Genomic DNA, 17,185 nt, shown 5'->3' on the forward strand with positions numbered 1-17,185 from the left:
AATTTAGAATAATCCGGGAATATTGAATCCTCCGGTTGCTTTGGACATACCATTCTCGACCATCGCCTGGGCGTTCCTGAGTCCCTGGTTAACTGCAGCTTTAATCATGTCCTCGAGCAGTTCAGCGTCATCCGGATCAATCGCTTCCGGCTTTATCTTGAGTTCCAAAACTTCCATTTTACCGCTGACAACGACTTCCACCATGCCACCGCCCGAAGATGCCTGAATACTTTGACTTTCCAGTTCTTCCTTCGCTTTCATCATATTCTCCTGCATCTTCTGCGCCTGTTTCAGCATCTGATTCATATTGCCCATGCCGCCGCCTTGTTTAAATCCCATGAATAACACTCTCCTTATATTTGACTATTCTTTTTTGCTATTGCTTGATCCTTTTTCTAACATTCATTTGCTCGCTTATGGCTCGCTTAAAGCTTCTATCATCTATATTACTTTTCTTTTCGTACCTGCACAAGCTGATCTCCAAATAATTCGCGGGCCTTTTGGACTAAATAGTCGTCTTCAGCCGGTTTTGTCCGGTCCGTTACTTTTTTTTTTGACTCCGAAGAATCCGCAGCTTCAGCTGGCAGAGCCTGAACCTCACTTTCAATAAGATTGTTCAGGCTGAGTTTTTTACCAAATGTTTGCAGAAGCACTTCTTCCACAACATTTTTATTTTCTACCTGATTGAATTTGTCCCGGTGGAAAGAATAACCGTCTTTAAAAACCAGATAGACCTGATCATTTTTTACGGCAAGCGGTTTTCCCTCCAACAGGAAAGCATGTGTAGATCTTTTCTGCTTACGGACTTCCTCAAGTATTCCCGACCATTTATCCTGGACCGTCTGGATGTTAATATTGCCTTGTTCAGCAGGTAAGACTTCAGTTATCTTCTGGTCCTGTCTGCTGGTTTCAACTGCCTTCGTTGAAGCCTCATCCTTGCTTTCAGTCGGATGATTACCGGTCGCCTGCACACTCTTTTGCGGCTGTTTGATGTGCGTTTTTTTAGGCTGATTTTCAGTTATATCATTTGAACCACCCGCTGTATTTGTTCCAAAAATGGTCTGCACCAAAATCATTTCCGCTGCCAGACGGGCATTGGTCGCGTAACGCAATTCCCCTTCACCCTTCATAAGGACATTGATCCAGCACAGGAGCCGGTTCAGACCGATTGTCTGACTCTGTACGACAAGCCGCCGGGTCATTTCAGGTGCCATCAAAGGTTCCTGACCACCCGCCAGATATAACAGTGCCTGCCGCAGATAGTCCAACAGTTCACGGATGATTTGCCGGGGATCCCTGCCCAGAGAAATTCCTTCTCCAAGCTTAATCAGGGTCAAAGCATAATCTTGATTCAGCAGGGAATCCGTCAGATCTGCACTGAAAGTTTCCCCAACCATGCCAATCACCTGATAAACATGCTCCGTCCCAATCGGATCATCCTGCAACAGACACTGGTCCAGGATGCTTAATGCATCGCGCAAACCACCTTCGGCCTTAGCCGCGATAACCTGCAGTGCTTTGGTCTCGATATCCCGCCCCAAAGCCTGACATACCTCCTGTAGTCTCATCGCAATGCCTTCCGCGGAGATGCGGTGGAACTCAAATCTCTGCACTCTGGATAAAATCGTCAGTGGCACTTTATGCGCCTCCGTCGTTGCCAAGACAAAGACAACATTGACCGGTGGCTCCTCCAATGTTTTGAGCAAAGCATTAAAAGCCTCAGGTGTAAGCATATGGACTTCATCAATAATATACACTTTATATTTGCCGCCGGACGACGCAAGCTTTACTTTCTCTCTTAAATCCCGGATTTCATCAATGCCCCTGTTGGAAGCGGCATCAATTTCCAGAACATCCATCGCATTTCCCTGGTCAATATCCAGACACGATGCACACCGGCTGCACGGTTCAGCGCCATCCCGGTCGGAGCAGTTCAGTGCTTTCGCCAAAATCTTCGCTGCCGAAGTCTTTCCTGTACCCCGGGGTCCGCTGAACATATAAGCATGTGCAACCTTATTCTGGTTCAGTGCATTAGTTAAGGTTATTTTGACATGTTCCTGGCCCACTATCTCACTGAATTTTTTCGGCCGCCATTCTCGATAAAGCGCAAGATATGCCATGTTATCACCCGTCACTTCCTAAATTCATAAAGAATACTTGGCTGGCGCCAAGCCGTTGGCGGAAGCCTTAGTTGCACTTAAATTTTCTGATACACCAAAAAAGATGGTCTCCAAAAACCACCTTATATAAATAAAGACCGTGCACCTTTGATCGAACCATAGCCTCCGGACGTTAACCCTGCTCGAATGCTCATTCCCGGTGACCTCGCGGCACACAGAACTAACTCCTTAGTGCTGCTTCCGTCAGGATCTGACACGGTTCAAAGCGTTCCGTTGCGCAAGACCAGAAACTCATCACATCCAGACATGGACTGCTCCGACAACCAGATCCTCATCAAAGGAATTAAACCCCGCTATAGCGGATTGCGGGTTACAAGGAACCGCTAACTCCCCGTCTAGCACGGACAAACCTTATTATACCATGAAAAAGAAAGCAAATAAATAAAAAGCCTTAAAATGTCAAGGCTTTGGATAATATCAATGGCGGAGAGAGTGGGATTCGAACCCACGACACAGTTCATCACCATGTACCCGCTTTCCAGGCGAGCGCCTTCGACCAACTCAGCCATCTCTCCAGGTCTGAAACAGTCAATTAATTCGTCAAAATCAATTTTCGCAAAAGATTTAACAAAGTCGCAAATGTTATTATACTGGCTCGGACTGCGAACGTCAACACTAATTCAATATTAATGTTCCTATAGTTTTTGCCCGTTGTGCTCATCAGCCAAATTTACTTTCAGTTCTGTCAAATTAGCTGAATCTGCTTCCTACTCTGCATTGCTTAACGGTTCAACGGCTCCAAAAATAAACATATCCATGAATTCCAGAGCGACTTGTTCAAAAGACATTCCGCTCTTTACGATAAATTCCGGACTAAGAATCTCTGACATTGCTGTTAGGCGCGAAGTCTTAAAAATCCTGGAATCTACCCGTAAACGCAGCTTGCTGCTGACTAGAAGGTGCTCAATCAACCTGTCAATCTTTTTCTGGCGGATCTGGTCAATTTTTTGCCAGAGCATCGGATAATGATTGCTTAAATCAGTCAAAAACTGAGGATTAATCAGATAAGAAATATTTTGAAGAATCCCGGCAATCATCGTGTTGATATCTTTTGCAGTGTCAGAAAGTCTCATATTTCTGGCAAGGATTTCGTCCGTAACCTTTTGGATCGTTGCTTCAAACAAGTCTTCTTTGCTGACAAAATGACGATAAATCGTCCTTTTGCTTACTCCGGCCACTTTAGCCAGTTCTTCCATAGAAAGACGAGAAAAACCCAGCGCATTTTTTATGGCTAGCTGTTCACAAGCTAGAATAATTTTTTCCCTGGTATTCACGATGATTACTCCCTTTAATCTAATTTCATGCTTAAATTGTACAGCTAAAATTTTAGGTAAATAATCAGACGATTTTCTTCTTAAACTTCAGAATACTGATCGTAAGAAACAACACTGAAAATAAAATCAGGCAAATGACCTGGCTGACCAGGTAGGAGAAACCAATTCCTTTCAGAACAATTCCTCTGATAATGTCCAGGTAATATGTCAGCGGAATCACATCACTAAGATAGTAAATGATCCTGGGCATGGCGTCTCGCGGGAAAAGAAAACCCGAAAGCATAATACTCGGAAGCATGATAAAAAAGGACATCTGGAAAGCCTGCATTTGATTTCTGGCGATATTGGATATCATAATCCCCAGACCCAGGGATGCAGTAATAAAAAACAATGTTAAACCATATAGTTCCAACAGATTTCCTTTGATCGGTACTCCAAACACCAGGACCCCGACCAGTAGTGCAACGGTAATCTGAATATAGCCCAGAAAGATGTAAGGAATGATTTTTCCGATCATCAGCTCAAATGACTTGATCGGCGTGACGATAAGCTGCTCGAGCGTTCCCTTTTCCCTCTCCCGGACCAGGGACATCGATGTCATCATCACCATGGAAAGTGTCACAACAATTCCCAGAATCCCGGGCACCATATAATAAGCAGTGATTCCATCCGGATTATACCAGGCCCGTACTCGGATGTCGTACGGCGGATTGGTCAGATCGATATTCAATTTCTGGGTAATGATTTCCTGTGATTTCAGCAGGCCGATGGAATTAGCTGTCGCCATAGCCTGGTTCGCAACCATATTATCGCTCGCATCGACAATCACCTGGACAGAGGCGGATTCGCCCTTTTGCACATTATTAGCAAAACCGGGCGGAAAAACGATTCCGACCTTTGCCTTGCCGCTGTCTATCATATCATTCACTTCCTGAAAACTGTTGGCCGCATAAAGGACGTCATAATACCCCGAAGCGCTGAAAGCCTCCAGTAAATCTCTACTCTCCCCGCTTAGGGACTGATCAAATACCACCGTTGGAATATGTTTGACTTCCGTTTGGATCGCATAACCAAAAAGAAGCAGCTGAATAAGAGGAAGCATAAACACCAGTCCCAGCGTCAGCCTATCTCTGCGAATATGCAGGAATTCCTTATAAAGAACAGCCTGAATTCTTCCCATTCGTATCCTCCTCTTCTATTCGGCGTATCCCGAGGTTCTTTGCTGTTTGGCCAAAGTTACAAAAACATCTTCCAGGGAGGGCATAATGATTTGGAGTTCGCAATCCAAGTCCTGCTCCAGCTGTGAAACATCGTCTGCTCCTTTCAGCAGAACGTGAAGGAGTGCTCCGTGAACCGTACATTCCTTAACATAAGGTATTTTTCCAATTTCCTTTACGCGCTGCATACCATCCTTGAGATTTAGCTCAACCATGCAGCCTTGAATTGTTTTCTTTTTGAGTTGATCCGGACTATCCACCGCTATAATTTTCCCGCCGGAGATAAACGCGGCTCGATGACAGCGTTCTGCTTCATCCATAAAGTGGGTTGTTACCATGACCGTGGTTCCCTCATTTGTCATTTTTTTTATGATCTGAAAGAACCTTCTGCGGCTGGTCGGGCTAACCCCACTGGTCGGTTCATCCAGGAAAAGCAGCGGCGGTTTGGCAATGATAGCGCATCCCAAGGCAAGCCGCTGCTTCCAGCCCCCGCTTAAGTTACCGGCAAGTTCATTTTCCCTTCCTGTCAGATCGGCCATCGCAATCATTTCATCCATTCTCCCGGATAAATTTTTGCGTGGAATTCCATACAGACCTGCATAGAATTTTAGATTCTCTTTCACCGTAAGGTCATCATAGAGGCTAAATCTTTGAGACATGTAGCCGATGTTTTGTTTAATTTTTTCAGCTTCCTTCCGGAGATCATAGCCAAGAACTGCCGCAGAACCCCCGGTTGGTTCCAAAATGCCGCAGAGCATTCGGATTGTCGTCGATTTGCCCGCGCCATTCGGTCCTAAAAAACCAAAAATCTCCCCTCTTCCGACCTGAAGCGAGACGTTGTCAACTGCGGTAAAGTCACCAAATTTTTTTGTCAGGCCTTCGGTAATAATCACATTTTCCATCTATTTACCTCCTGCCATGATGACAAAAACATCTTCAATGGAAGGGGCTGTTTTTTGCAGCCTGCCGAGAGTACAACCCTTCGCCGTAAGGGTCTGTTTGATTAAGGCTTCCGCTTCGGTGTTCTTGTCTATGATCAAACGGTACTTATCTCCAAACAGGGAATAATCCAGAATTCCGTCTGCTTCCCCGAACAACCAGGGTTCTTTTGTATCGGCCATAACCTCCCAGACCTGATAAGGAAATTTTTCCTTCAGGCCCACCGGCGTATCCAGCGCATGAACGCTTCCCTCATTCATGAACGCTACTCGGGTACAAAGTTCCGCTTCATCCATATATGGAGTAGACACCAGAATGGTCATTCCTTCCTGGTTCAACTGATATAAAATCTTCCAAAACTCTTTACGGAACTCCGGATCGACACCATAGGTCGGTTCATCGAGAATCAACAGTTCCGGCCTGGTGACAAGCGCGCAGGTCAGTGCCAGTTTTTGCTTCATTCCGCCGGAAAGTTGATCCGCAAATCTTTTTTTAAACGCAACGAGATTGGTGATTTCCAGAATCTCTTCCGAACGCTGGATAATGACTTCTTTTGTAAGGCTATACATCGATCCGAAAAAAAGTAAGTTCTCCATAACCGTAAGGTCGCCATAGAGGCTGAAACGCTGAGGCATATAACCAAAATTTCTGGCATCGGCGTCTTTTCCTTTTTCCCGTTCTCTATCCGTGGTGCCCAAAACCCTCACTTCACCGGCATCCGGGGTCAGCAGTCCGCAGATAACCCGGATGAGCGTCGTTTTGCCTGCTCCGTCCGGACCAATTAAACCAAAAATTTCTCCCGTGTTGACGTTCAGATTCGCATCGTTAACGGCCAGCAAAGATCCAAATTTTTTAGACAGCTGATTTACCTCAATCATCGGCCGTCTCTGCCTTCTTGATCATAACATCTGCCGGCATGCCCGGTTTCAATAATCCTTCGGAATTGTCCACTGCAATTTTGACTTTGTAGACGATATTGGCCCTTTCTCTTTTGGTTTGAATCGTTTTGGGGGTAAATTCTCCCTGACTGGCAATTTCTGCAATTGTGCCTGTAAATACCCTGTCTAGACCACTGATCGTGAAATCTGCTCCCCCTCCCAATTCTATAAAAGGCAGGTCATCTGTCGGTATATATACGTTAATCCAGACCTGGTCCAGATTAACAACCGTGGCCAACGTCGATCCGGCCGTGACATATTCACCAATTTCATAATTTTTGGTTTGAATGGTCCCGTCAATCGGGGATTTTATCTGCAGATCAGCCAACTGGGCTTCCGTTGCTTTGACAACAGTTTGCATCATCTTTACCTGATTTTCGGCAGTTATAATGATATGGTCACTGCTTCCCGACGGCAAAGCATCCAGATTGTTTTGTGCAATTGCAACATTCAGTTTGTCCCTTTCCAGCTGCGCTGCCAGATCATTACGCTGTATCTCGGCAATGATATCCGCTTTTTTGACCTTATCCCCGGATTTCCCCTGAAAATTCTGAACCTTGCCGGCGATCATTACACGCAAGTCCACGGTGGTAGCTTCAATCGTCCCGGATGCCTCAACCATCCCGTCATTGGAAGCATAAAAATACTCCCACCCCAGGTAGCCTGAAAGCAATACAACTGCAGCAATAATGGCTGCCACAATTTTCTTTTTTTTCGCCATTTTCGCGTCCCCTTTTCAAAATGTGCTTTTCTTTGTCTCTGTCGTTCCAGCAATATCATCCAGGCTATGATGCAGTTTGTCTATACTATTTTATACTAAGTGTCACAATTATATGACTATAGTGACATTGTAGCATAGCTCTATATTATTGCAAGATATGAAATCAGATTTCAAGCCAGCATAATCAGCAGTTTTTCTAGTTCTTCAAAGTGCCTAAACTGTTCTTTAATTTCCGGATAAGCTTCATTCTTGTCGTAAAGCAGCGCCTTGAATCCCAGCTTTCGTGGTGTTAAGAAATCATTCATATAGTCATCCCCAATAAAAACAGTATCATATCGACAGATCCCGGCCCTGGCTAACGCCGCCTGATAAATTGCCGGATGCGGCTTCCTCCATCCCTCCATAACTGAAGTTACGACAAAATCAAAGTAACGGTCAATCCCTGTTAAGCTCAAAAGTTCTTCGACCCCGTCTTTGACGATAAAATTGGATACCACAGCCAGCCTGTACTTTGCAGCCAGCTGAGCTAAACTGTTAGAAACGCCGGCGCCAAGATGACACTGTTTCCGATACTTACGCCAGTAATTGTCGACAAGCCGTTCGACAATTTCTGCTAGATCCGTCTCTTGGGGAGGAATTTTTGCAGCATTCCATTTTCTCCGGACAATCAGTCCGTATCTTTTCCTGATATCGCATTCCTGATTACAGGGAGAACTTGTCTTCAGCATTTTCCAGACAGAACTAAAGTGCTCAAAAAAATCGTCAAACCCGTCCCACACTTTTTCCGTCCCGGAGCCCTCATAAGCCCAAAGCGCATATTCTCTTTCCCCCGGGATATAATACATATCGATTAGTGTTTCCATGCAGTCAAAGAAAATGATTTTCTGTCTGGTCATGAAAGGTCCTTTCATATAATATATTCTAATTACTATATCCAATAATTGATTTATTATCGTATCAATCTTTATCGCCCTTTTCCAATGAAAGAGTGGCTAAATTTTTTATTTTTCTCGCATACTGATAATAATATTGTATCATTTATTATGTTGCCAAGGAGGTTGATCCAATGAAAATTGTTCCTAAACCTATCGAACATATATTAAAGAAAAAGAACATTCTTTGGAGCATGATCGTTTTGGTTATCTTGTTTTTTAGCGGATGTTCTCCTGCCGTACCTAAACCGTCCCCTTCTCCCACCGACGGACAGACTGAAAATATTGCCGCATACATTCCGTTGAACGTCGGCAATTACTGGCTCTATGAAGGAATTGGAAACGAATATGCTTCGTATACAGAAAAAGTTACCTACCAGCAGCGTAATCAATACCAGGTCATAATTGACAATGGCGGCACTGTTACAGCTAACAGATATGAAGTTGCAGCAGACCGTATTGTTAATACCTTTAGACAGTCTGAATTCTATGAAGATAAAAATATTTTGGATCAACCATCAAATATTGAGGCTATCCTTCTGCAATCACCGCTTACCGCAGGCAATTCGTGGACCAGTGAAGGAAATTCATATGAGGTCATTGACACGTCCGCCACGGTAGAAGTACCAGCTGGTATTTTTGAAAATTGCCTGACTGTAAAAATCACGTATCCTGAAAGCAGAAATTACAGCTTATATTACTATAAGAAAGACGTCGGTCTAATCAAATCTGAGTATGTGATGCCGGAAAACGAAAAAGTAGTCTCGCAGCTTAAAGAATACGATGTCCAGCACTAGTGCCTTGTCAACCAGTAGGAATATGTAGATTTAGGATAGGCATGATACTAAATAAAGAGGGTTTGCTCTGAATCAATGTTCAAACAGCAAACCCTCTTTATACTTAGATCGAATGTTTGTTTCTTTTTTTCAGGATAGCCAGACTTAAAACCATAAGCACGAATGCCGCACCGCCAATAAGATAATCTTCTCGACGGTTTATCCATCTATTAGGATTCTGACCGGGCGCTTCCTGCCAATTCATGCCCGGCATCTTTTGCTTATAATCCATTCCTTCTGGCATATTTCCCGGTGGCTGCATGCCTTGATCCTGTCTTATATCAGGATGTATTCCCTGCAGCCCTTGCTCTGCCCGTTGTCCCCATTGCGCCTGTTGTCCCTGTCTTGTCAGCGGCGGCTGTAGCCCACCTGCATTTTCACCGGCCGCATCCTCTGTTGTTCCCGATGAAGGCAGTTCCCCGCTTAGCTGTTTGGAGACATTATCAATCCGGTCCCGGATAAATGCAACCAGTCCTATCAAATTTCCGCTTCCCGGCATATTCTTTCCAGCCCCAAAGCCGCCTCGGAATGTGGTCTTACTATCTGTTATAGGTTCCTGAGAAGAGCCTTCGCCAATTGCTTGTTCAAATTGTTCCAGCGTATAGAACTTAGTTGGGTCACTTGTGACATAAGGTCTAATCAGATCCGCGGTTTTCTCGATTTTAGCCGTCATTTTCTCCAAAGCAAAAGGCCCTTCGATAAATGCTTTCATGTATTGGTGATAGACATCCTTATACGCCTGTACTTCGAGTAGTTTACCCAGCAGTGGGCGCTGGTCTAATGTCGTTCCGGAAACCGGCTGATTAATAGACAGCGCAGTACCTCCGCCAAATCCACCAAAGGACAAATTATAATCCCAGGGGAGGAAACTGAATACTCCGTTCTCCTCATATAAATAATAATTGTGGGTAAACTGTCCCTGATAGCTGTCCATATTGACAAGTACGGTATTAACTGCAAAATATCGCAGGATCTCGTCAATATTCAGGTACGTTTCTAAATCCCCGCCCTCATCCAGCGCTTTGATCATCTTGACTAAAGCCTCATTGCTGCCTTCTTTCAAGGCGGTCACAGCTTGCAGGCCGCTGTAAGATTTAATATTGTCATCACTGTAAACCAGATCGTTTCCTTTACCCCGATCACCATACGGTTTATAGAGTGTCCCATGGTCCTGGCCAAAGTACCTTTCGGCATATGCTTCTTCAACGCCCTCAACCGCCAGATATAAACCTGCTGGATGATCATTGATATAAAGGTTCGCGTAGCAATAAGCAGGAACAGGAACGCCCATCTCTTTCAGCAGCGAGTAAGATAGGTATTCCCGCATACAGGACGCATCACCCCAGCCATTGTTCAAATTCAGTTTGGTCAGCCCCGAGAGGCTTTGCCCTTCAATATAATGATCAAAATCAATTTTGAAGCTATAGCGGTCGGAATTGCTTCTCAGGACTGAATTAAGACTGGAATTGCCTTTGGTACGGATTCCGACATTTTTTGTCTTCACGCCATCGATCACAACCTGAGCCTCTTTATATTCTTCCTCTGCGGGATTTTGCAGCATGTCCTGATAATCCGCCTCAGGGATTGAAATGCGAATTTCGATGACTTTGTCAGGATTAAAGAAACGTTCCGTATAAGCGAAATAAACAGACTCTGCGGAGGAGCTGCCTGTTCCTGTTTTTCCAGTGTTCAAACGGACATTGGCACTGTCTCCCTGCTTGAAAGACAGTGCCGCATAGGCGGTCGTTAAGGTGCATACTGTAAGCAGGGCCGCAACGATCCCTGTAAATTTTTTGTCCATGTTTTAATCCCTCTTTTTCAGGTGTCGGATGTAATGCTGCTTAAAGGAAGATGATTATACTGCAAGCTCTCCGTTATAACTTACCAAAACGACATCGTTTACACCTTCTATAGCTGCCAAGGTATTGACAAAATCCGTGTTGTCGACCCTTAATCGCACTTCAACGGTAAGTTCGATTCCCTGTCCGCCGCGAACTGCTTTTGATTTAATTTTCATTCTTTTGACATGCTCCGCCAGCTTTGTTAGCAGCATTTTTTCCGCCTCGCTGTCACTGCAATTTATAACCACCATATAGGGAATTTCATTGGTTGTTTTACTTGTAAAAATGATCAGCATGATTCCGATGACAATGGACCCGCTAATGGCAAGCAGATACTGCCCGGCCCCACTGACGATTCCCGCTGCGATAGCCCAGAAGATAAAGATGATGTCCATTGGGTCTTTGATCGCTGATCTGAAACGTACGATACTTAAAGCCCCAACCATACCGAGAGAAAGAACGATGTTAGATGTGACACCCATGATAATGAGTGTGGTAATCATCGCCATACCTACTAGAGAAACATTAAAGTTCCTGGAATACATGACCCCATTGAACGTCTTCTTATACACCGCATAGATAAACAGTCCGAGTAGAAAAGAAATTAGTAACGTAATCGCCACATCAACAATAGAAAAATTTGTGACTGCGTTTTCGAGAAAACTGTTTTTAAAAATATCTGCAAAGGTAAATGTTTGATCTGTAGTAACCGCACTGGTTGTTGCATCCATGATACCATCCTCCAATGTATTCTAATTTATTTAGTGATTAAATCCATTACGGAGCTTTTACCCGTATTTTCGACATATAACATACTTTGAGATCGCTGCCTTCTGTCTGCTGTCCAATTGAATCAGGTTAGCAATATGGCTAGGCAGGTAACAGTCATATTTGATTTCCAGAATCGCCGTATTGCTCGTTAAAGCATTGGCCAGCGGGGTGGTGGAATCCAAAAAGCTGGTCGCGGCAAATCCGGTTTTTACATCACTGTCAATCGTGATTCTTACTCTACCCGGTTCCCATATATAGGCCTGACGCCGGTACTCTACAATTGTTTTCGGCTTAAACAGACCGGTTCTCATTTTTGTATAAAGGTGCCGGCATACAGCTTCCGAACGATTTCGTAAAAATTGATAGTCACCGTTGATTAAGTCTTGACATCCCTCTTCGGTCAAAATCGCACTCTCTTTAAAGCCTGACCCATTGTTCTTGACCTTCTTCTCAAGCCGGATGATTGCGGTGGAATGATCATATGTTCTGATTCTGAATTTTTCCCGATATTTAACCCCTATCAACTTCTCCAATAATGCCGTATCATTAATATCATCAAAGTAGAGACTTCTAACGGTATAAAATCCTTCCGGCCCTGTATGTTTGTCCTTAGGAAGCACCCTATTCAAACGGTTGACCAGTACTACTCTGTCGAAGTTATTGATGCTCATTTTAATTTCCTGCCGATATTTGCTCACTTGCTCACCCCTGTCGTATTATTCCAGTGATCTTTTGATGATGCTATTTTATCCACTCTATGTGTCATTAATGTGAACGCTGGTTAACAAATTTGTGAAGAATTTAGGTGATGGTTATGTTAAGAAAACGTTGGCTTCCTGTATTTGCAGCGGTGGTCTTACTTCTTAGTCTTACCGTTTGGGAAAAAACCAAGACGCCGCTGGCTTCTGAATCCACAGAATTGATGCCTGCCGCCGAAAGTGCTACTTCTGAAAGCGATTCGTCAGAGACTGCTGCTTCTGAACCTGAGGCTGCTGAATCTACGCAAATAAAACTTACGCTGCTTGGGGATATCATGTGCCACCCAACACAGTACGAAGCCGCCCAGACAAGCGGAGGCTATGATTTCAACCCTTCTTTTGAAGAAATCGGAAAAAATACAAGGCTCGCCGACCTAACACTCGCCAATCTTGAAACGACCTTGGCTGGCAAGGAGATGACTTACAGCGGTTATCCTTCTTTTAATACTCCGGAACAAATGGCTGATGCTGTCCGGAATACACTTGGTGTGGATGTTGTCTCTACCGCCAATAATCACTCTTTGGACCGGAATTTTTCGGGCCTAAGCCGGATGATCGATTTTCTGGATCAATATGGTCTGAAACACACGGGAACCTATCAGACCGCCGAAGACAGTCAAGAAATTCTGATCCAGGAAATTTCCGGCCTGCGTATCGCTTTCTTAAGCTATACCTATGGTACCAACGGAGTTACCCTTCCTAAAGGTAAAGCTTTTGCTGTGAATTATCTGGACCGGGAAAAAATTCTTAGGGATGCTGAGAAGGCGCGCACTCTGGGAGCAGACTTGGTTATTGCCTCTTTGCACTGGGGAACGGAGTATGCCGTAAAACCGTCCGCTGAACAGATCAATCTGGCCACCTGGATTTTTGAAAATACGGAGGTTGACATCATTGCGGGCAATCATGTCCATGCTGTCCAACCGATCACCTTCCTCCAAGTAAAAAGCAAGACCACTGGTAAAGAAAAAGAAGGATTGGTGATCTATGCCCAGGGAAATTTTATCTCTGATCAGAAAACAGATACAGCAAATATGGGTATTATGGTTGATATTTTTCTGGATATCCGTTCTGCCAAAAAACCAGTTATTACGCATGTTGCGTACTATCCGACCTGGGTTGATGAAACTCCGGGAGCCGGTCCTAAGACATATCGCGTCTTAAATGTGACAAAGGCCCTGGCCGATTATCAGTCAGGGCAGGATCCGCTGCTGGATAGTGCAGATTATGCAGAGATGCGGGCCTATGTATCTCAAATTAAGCAAACTATCCCTTCTGAAAATAAGATTCGCTTCGCCAACAAATAATGTATACAGTATATTTATCTGTATACATTATTTATCATTATTATCTCTTTACAGCCTGCTGAATGTTCATTATATTTTTCTTAGGCAAAGGAGCCATAAAAAAGCCAGCCTGCAGGCCGGTTTTTTTGGAGGCTTCTTTTTTGATGTCTATGGACGGCGGAAAAGGAAGCGTGGAGGCGTCTAAATAGCCTTCACGGTGTCGAATACGTTACGGACGACAAAGTATTTGACTGAACAAATGTCGCGGTGCCATAAATGGCAAAGATCTGCTGGTAAGGATGATAAGGATAAAAAGGAGAGATTGTAATGAATTATGGCGATATTGCCTTTATGCTTTTCAGCACCGCCCTAGTTTTCTTAATGATACCCGGGCTCGCTTTTTTTTATGGAGGGCTCGTCAAAAGACGCCATGTCCTGTCGATCATGATGCAAAGCATCGCTGCAATCGGAATTATCTCGATTCTCTGGATTGTTATCGGTTATACCCTGGCTTTTGGGCCGGATATCGGACATTTGATCGGTGGATTGGATTATGCGGGCTTGAGGGGTGTCGGCCTGGATCCCAAAGGGGAGGGTGCGACGATTCCCCATCTATTGTTTATGCTCTATCAGATGATGTTTGCAATTATCACTCCGGCCATTATGACCGGTGCTACAGCGGAAAGGCTGCGCTTTCCTGCCTATATCCTTTTAATATCCCTTTGGAGCCTTTTGGTTTATGTGCCCCTTGCTCATTGGATATGGGGCGGAGGATGGCTGGCTAACCTGGGCGTCTTGGATTTTGCTGGAGGGATTGTCGTCCATATTAGTTCAGGCTTTTCAGCCTTAATTGCTGCTTTATATATTGGCAAACGCTACCATAAAGACTCAGAGCAGGCTATTCCGCATAACATTCCATATGTGATCCTTGGCGGAGGTCTCCTGTGGTTCGGCTGGTTTGGGTTTAATGGTGGCAGTGAACTTGCTGCAGACGGTATTGCTGTACTTGCCTCTGCCACTACACACCTGTCTGCCTGTGCCGGTCTGCTGGGGTGGATAATTATTGAAAAACTGCTTCATGGCAAACCAACCGTACTCGGTGCTGTCTCAGGCATGGTTGCAGGGCTCGGTGCCATTACACCTGCCTGCGCTTTCGTGACTCCTCTTGCCGCTATCTTGATCGGACTGGTTTCTTCAGGTTTGTGCTACTTTGCAGTCGCTTGGCTGAAAGTTAAACTGGGTTACGATGATGCACTTGATGCTTTTGGCATTCACGGTATCGGCGGGACCTGGGGAACCCTAGCTGCCGGAATTTTCTGCACCACAGCCCTGAATCCCAATGGTGTGGATGGACTTTTCTATTCCGGGTCATTTTCCCAGGTTGGGATACAACTTTTGGCCATCCTCGCAACTTACGCTTATTGCGGCGTGATGACCTTCTTGATCCTTAAAGTCATTAGTCTCATTACTCCTCTTGCAGCGACAACTGAAGAACAGGAAACAGGCCTTGATATCAGCCAGCATGGCGAAAGCGCCTATCCGGACATTGAAGGAATGACTTCCGATTCTGCCTGGAATATGGTCAATTAATAAATGGCTGTACGAGATATATCAGATAGAACTTCTTCTATCTAAACCACTAAAAAAGGATTTTCACCGTGATCACGGTGAAAATCCTTTTTAGGTTTTGCCAGGAAAAAGTATACTTAAAATTTTTGAATGTAACAATTATTGGGCAAAGGAACGGCATAAAGATTCGACTTGAACTGCATAAGCCGATTTGTAATGCCCATTATTCTCGTAAAAGGTCAACCTGCCGTTGATCCCCAATCGATATGCTGTGTACGATTCATATTTATTCATATAGACATCCTCTAAATACCTCAGATATCCACCGGCTAAGTAGGTTGCATAATATTTGTCTGTTGACAGGAGTTCCCCGTTCGGATAAGGGATCTCTTTATGATAATATTCGGTGATGGCCATGTAGGCCGTTTTGGCTGTAGCCAATTTCATTTGGGTCGTATTGTAGGATAAGGATCCTCCATCCATATTGGTGGCAGGTACATATTTTGATTCTTGAGCAATTAAGGCAAACAGTTCATAAGGTTCCAGATGAAAGGTCTCTTCAACGCTCGCAATATACGCTAGATATTCGGCATCGACCTGATAGCCTCTGGCAATTCGTGCTAAATTCTCTTGCCTGTATGTTTGATCTTCTTTTACACTAACGACGTTACATTCTTCTTCGCTTACTTTTTCCCTGTCTTCGGCAAAGGCGGCTGTCCCGACAAACATGGCCTGTGCAGCAATCGTAAAAGCTACCAGGAACATAGCCAGGAAACGGCCAATCCTTTTCTGTTGAAACACGGTCTTTCCTCCTTAAGGACTTTTTGACAGCTTTTCGCCATCATCTTTTGTTATTTTGTCAGAATATAATTATCCTATACTTGAGATCCTCCCATAATTTTTATCTTATATCTCAAGTGACAAAATTCTACATTTTTTTACTTCAACCGATTTTACCACATCAAACCAAAAAACGCAAAAAAGAGGACCATTAATTTCCTCTATTACCATTATATATGCGGTTATTTTTGATTAATAGCGTCTTTAGAACGTCTCATATCCATTTAAAGGCCGGTGTACGGCTCAGGAGGGTTCGGAATCCCTGATCTTCTTTTTTATTTGCAGATACGTCAGCAATTCTTCCTGATCTTTTTCTTCCCAAAAATCAAAGTCGTCTAATTTCTCTAAAACTTCCCTAAAATGGACGCTTTTATCCGCCAGTGAATAAATCTCAGGTTTTGAACCCGCATCCTTCGTTTGTTCCCCTAAAAGGTAGGATACCGATACCCCTAGACCCAGGGCAATATCTGTCAGCCGATCTAAAGAAGGCCTTCTTCTGTTTTGTTCAATATCACTCAAATAAGAGATAGAAATACCGCTTCTTTCAGAAAGCTTACGAAGTGTGAGCTTCTTTTCTTTTCTTTGCTCTTTAATCTGATCACCGACAGTCAATGTAATTTCCCCCAAATTTTCGATAATAGCGAATTAATACTAGTATAATTGCTGAAAAACGCCAGGTCTACTGAATTGCTATACATTTTTGACGTAAATATGCGCAATGTGGAAGAATATCCTATATTTTCTTGGGATTGGAACCTATTTTTGGCAGACGGCTAAATTTAGCCGTTGCACAATTACGCTATATGCGTAATTATTAGGCGGAGGTGGTGTTATGTCCCTTGGTTCAAAAATCCGGGATATCCGGAAGAAAAAGCATTTAAAACAAAAGGAATTGGCTGAGATTGCCGGTATTTCCGTTTCTTATCTATGTGAAATCGAAAGAGATAAAACAAATCCATCTATTAAAACACTTTTCCATCTTACTCAAGCCCTTGGAGTCCGTCTATCGGCGCTCCTTGGCGATCAGTAATATTAGGAACAGAATATTAGTTTTGAATAAAAGGATTCTTCTGGAATAAAGTCCTT

The 17,185-nt window shown here is 44.0% G+C and carries 17 protein-coding genes, 1 tRNA gene and 1 other RNA gene; 4 read left to right on the forward strand and 15 right to left on the reverse strand.

Going from position 1 to position 17,185, the window contains the following annotated elements:
• Positions 1–3 precede the first annotated feature (3 nt).
• The 10 genes from A7K50_RS07365 to A7K50_RS07410 all read right to left on the reverse strand — a co-directional run bounded on the left by A7K50_RS07365 (position 4) and on the right by A7K50_RS07410 (position 8,180).
• A complete protein-coding gene (locus tag A7K50_RS07365; protein ID WP_119775273.1) occupies positions 4–339 on the reverse strand; it encodes a YbaB/EbfC family nucleoid-associated protein in 336 nt (111 codons plus the stop codon).
• Positions 340–446: 107 nt separating this feature from the next.
• Positions 447–2,120, reverse strand: coding sequence for a DNA polymerase III subunit gamma/tau (gene dnaX / locus A7K50_RS07370; protein WP_119775275.1), 1,674 nt, complete (start codon positions 2,118–2,120; stop codon positions 447–449).
• Positions 2,121–2,257: 137 nt separating this feature from the next.
• Positions 2,258–2,524, reverse strand: an RNA gene (gene ffs / locus A7K50_RS07375) — signal recognition particle sRNA large type.
• A 77-nt stretch (positions 2,525–2,601) separates the two neighbouring features.
• Positions 2,602–2,695 (reverse strand) — tRNA-Ser (locus A7K50_RS07380).
• A 192-nt stretch (positions 2,696–2,887) separates the two neighbouring features.
• Positions 2,888–3,454, reverse strand: a complete 567-nt coding sequence (locus A7K50_RS07385) for a TetR/AcrR family transcriptional regulator (RefSeq protein ID WP_243103676.1) — start codon at positions 3,452–3,454, stop codon at positions 2,888–2,890.
• 64 nt (positions 3,455–3,518) lie between these two features.
• Positions 3,519–4,634, reverse strand: coding sequence for an ABC transporter permease (locus tag A7K50_RS07390; RefSeq protein WP_119775277.1), 1,116 nt, complete (start codon positions 4,632–4,634; stop codon positions 3,519–3,521).
• A gap of 15 nt (positions 4,635–4,649) precedes the next feature.
• A complete protein-coding gene (locus tag A7K50_RS07395; protein ID WP_119775278.1) occupies positions 4,650–5,573 on the reverse strand; it encodes an ABC transporter ATP-binding protein in 924 nt (307 codons plus the stop codon).
• Complete coding sequence (locus tag A7K50_RS07400; RefSeq protein ID WP_119775280.1) at positions 5,574–6,488, reverse strand: ABC transporter ATP-binding protein; 915 nt, start codon at positions 6,486–6,488, stop codon at positions 5,574–5,576. It lies immediately after the preceding gene.
• Entirely contained in the window at positions 6,481–7,269 is a 789-nt protein-coding gene (locus A7K50_RS07405) for an efflux RND transporter periplasmic adaptor subunit (protein ID WP_119775281.1), read from the reverse strand. The genes A7K50_RS07400 and A7K50_RS07405 overlap by 8 nt, the downstream gene beginning before the upstream one ends.
• Positions 7,270–7,439: 170 nt before the next feature.
• Positions 7,440–8,180 (reverse strand): HAD family hydrolase, encoded by a 741-nt coding sequence (locus A7K50_RS07410; RefSeq protein WP_119775283.1) that lies wholly within the window; start codon positions 8,178–8,180, stop codon positions 7,440–7,442.
• 155 nt (positions 8,181–8,335) lie between these two features.
• Here A7K50_RS07410 and A7K50_RS07415 point away from each other — a divergent pair, with 155 nt between their 5' ends.
• The gene (locus A7K50_RS07415; RefSeq protein WP_119775285.1) at positions 8,336–8,998 is read left to right on the forward strand and encodes a hypothetical protein; all 663 of its coding nucleotides are present in this window, start codon (positions 8,336–8,338) and stop codon (positions 8,996–8,998) included.
• A gap of 103 nt (positions 8,999–9,101) precedes the next feature.
• On the opposite strand, the gene A7K50_RS07420 is transcribed toward A7K50_RS07415, so the two are convergent.
• Genes A7K50_RS07420 through A7K50_RS07430 form a run of 3 tightly spaced genes read right to left on the reverse strand, consistent with a single transcriptional unit; the run spans position 9,102 to position 12,347 of the window.
• Positions 9,102–10,838 carry a CotH kinase family protein gene (locus A7K50_RS07420; RefSeq protein ID WP_119775286.1) on the reverse strand — a complete coding sequence of 579 codons (1,737 nt, stop codon included), beginning with the start codon at positions 10,836–10,838 and terminating at the stop codon, positions 9,102–9,104.
• Between the two features lie 54 nt (positions 10,839–10,892).
• Positions 10,893–11,609 (reverse strand): DUF4956 domain-containing protein, encoded by a 717-nt coding sequence (locus tag A7K50_RS07425; RefSeq protein WP_119775288.1) that lies wholly within the window; start codon positions 11,607–11,609, stop codon positions 10,893–10,895.
• Positions 11,610–11,666: 57 nt separating this feature from the next.
• Positions 11,667–12,347 carry a polyphosphate polymerase domain-containing protein gene (locus A7K50_RS07430; RefSeq protein WP_119775290.1) on the reverse strand — a complete coding sequence of 227 codons (681 nt, stop codon included), beginning with the start codon at positions 12,345–12,347 and terminating at the stop codon, positions 11,667–11,669.
• A 116-nt stretch (positions 12,348–12,463) separates the two neighbouring features.
• Between A7K50_RS07430 and A7K50_RS07435 the strand changes: the two genes are divergently transcribed.
• Together A7K50_RS07435 and A7K50_RS07440 are read left to right on the forward strand one after the other, a co-directional pair.
• Positions 12,464–13,711 (forward strand): CapA family protein, encoded by a 1,248-nt coding sequence (locus tag A7K50_RS07435; protein ID WP_119775291.1) that lies wholly within the window; start codon positions 12,464–12,466, stop codon positions 13,709–13,711.
• Between the two features lie 306 nt (positions 13,712–14,017).
• A complete protein-coding gene (locus A7K50_RS07440; RefSeq protein WP_119775293.1) occupies positions 14,018–15,280 on the forward strand; it encodes an ammonium transporter in 1,263 nt (420 codons plus the stop codon).
• A gap of 138 nt (positions 15,281–15,418) precedes the next feature.
• On the opposite strand, the gene A7K50_RS07445 is transcribed toward A7K50_RS07440, so the two are convergent.
• Entirely contained in the window at positions 15,419–16,060 is a 642-nt protein-coding gene (locus A7K50_RS07445; RefSeq protein WP_119775295.1) for a hypothetical protein, read from the reverse strand.
• Between the two features lie 282 nt (positions 16,061–16,342).
• Entirely contained in the window at positions 16,343–16,726 is a 384-nt protein-coding gene (locus tag A7K50_RS07450; RefSeq protein ID WP_243103677.1) for a helix-turn-helix transcriptional regulator, read from the reverse strand.
• A 205-nt stretch (positions 16,727–16,931) separates the two neighbouring features.
• Between A7K50_RS07450 and A7K50_RS07455 the strand changes: the two genes are divergently transcribed.
• Positions 16,932–17,129, forward strand: a complete 198-nt coding sequence (locus A7K50_RS07455) for a helix-turn-helix transcriptional regulator (RefSeq protein ID WP_026156477.1) — start codon at positions 16,932–16,934, stop codon at positions 17,127–17,129.
• Positions 17,130–17,185: the final 56 nt, after the last annotated feature.

It is taken from the genome of Dehalobacter sp. MCB1 (genome assembly GCF_003590275.1).
Lineage (GTDB): Bacteria > Bacillota > Desulfitobacteriia > Desulfitobacteriales > Syntrophobotulaceae > Dehalobacter.

Excerpts from the sequence above, each read along its gene's own strand:
- A7K50_RS07400 (WP_119775280.1), bottom strand. The coding sequence starts at position 6,488 with ATGATTGAGGTAAATCAGCTGTCTAAAAAATTTGGATCTTTGCTGGCC.
- A7K50_RS07410 (WP_119775283.1), bottom strand. The coding sequence starts at position 8,180 with ATGAAAGGACCTTTCATGACCAGACAGAAAATCATTTTCTTTGACTGC.
- A7K50_RS07455 (WP_026156477.1), top strand. The coding sequence starts at position 16,932 with ATGTCCCTTGGTTCAAAAATCCGGGATATCCGGAAGAAAAAGCATTTA.
- A7K50_RS07420 (WP_119775286.1), bottom strand. The coding sequence starts at position 10,838 with ATGGACAAAAAATTTACAGGGATCGTTGCGGCCCTGCTTACAGTATGC.
- dnaX (WP_119775275.1), bottom strand. The coding sequence starts at position 2,120 with ATGGCATATCTTGCGCTTTATCGAGAATGGCGGCCGAAAAAATTCAGT.
- A7K50_RS07405 (WP_119775281.1), bottom strand. The coding sequence starts at position 7,269 with ATGGCGAAAAAAAAGAAAATTGTGGCAGCCATTATTGCTGCAGTTGTA.
- A7K50_RS07395 (WP_119775278.1), bottom strand. The coding sequence starts at position 5,573 with ATGGAAAATGTGATTATTACCGAAGGCCTGACAAAAAAATTTGGTGAC.
- A7K50_RS07415 (WP_119775285.1), top strand. The coding sequence starts at position 8,336 with ATGAAAATTGTTCCTAAACCTATCGAACATATATTAAAGAAAAAGAAC.
- A7K50_RS07390 (WP_119775277.1), bottom strand. The coding sequence starts at position 4,634 with ATGGGAAGAATTCAGGCTGTTCTTTATAAGGAATTCCTGCATATTCGC.
- A7K50_RS07435 (WP_119775291.1), top strand. The coding sequence starts at position 12,464 with ATGTTAAGAAAACGTTGGCTTCCTGTATTTGCAGCGGTGGTCTTACTT.
- A7K50_RS07365 (WP_119775273.1), bottom strand. The coding sequence starts at position 339 with ATGGGATTTAAACAAGGCGGCGGCATGGGCAATATGAATCAGATGCTG.
- A7K50_RS07425 (WP_119775288.1), bottom strand. The coding sequence starts at position 11,609 with ATGGATGCAACAACCAGTGCGGTTACTACAGATCAAACATTTACCTTT.
- A7K50_RS07440 (WP_119775293.1), top strand. The coding sequence starts at position 14,018 with ATGAATTATGGCGATATTGCCTTTATGCTTTTCAGCACCGCCCTAGTT.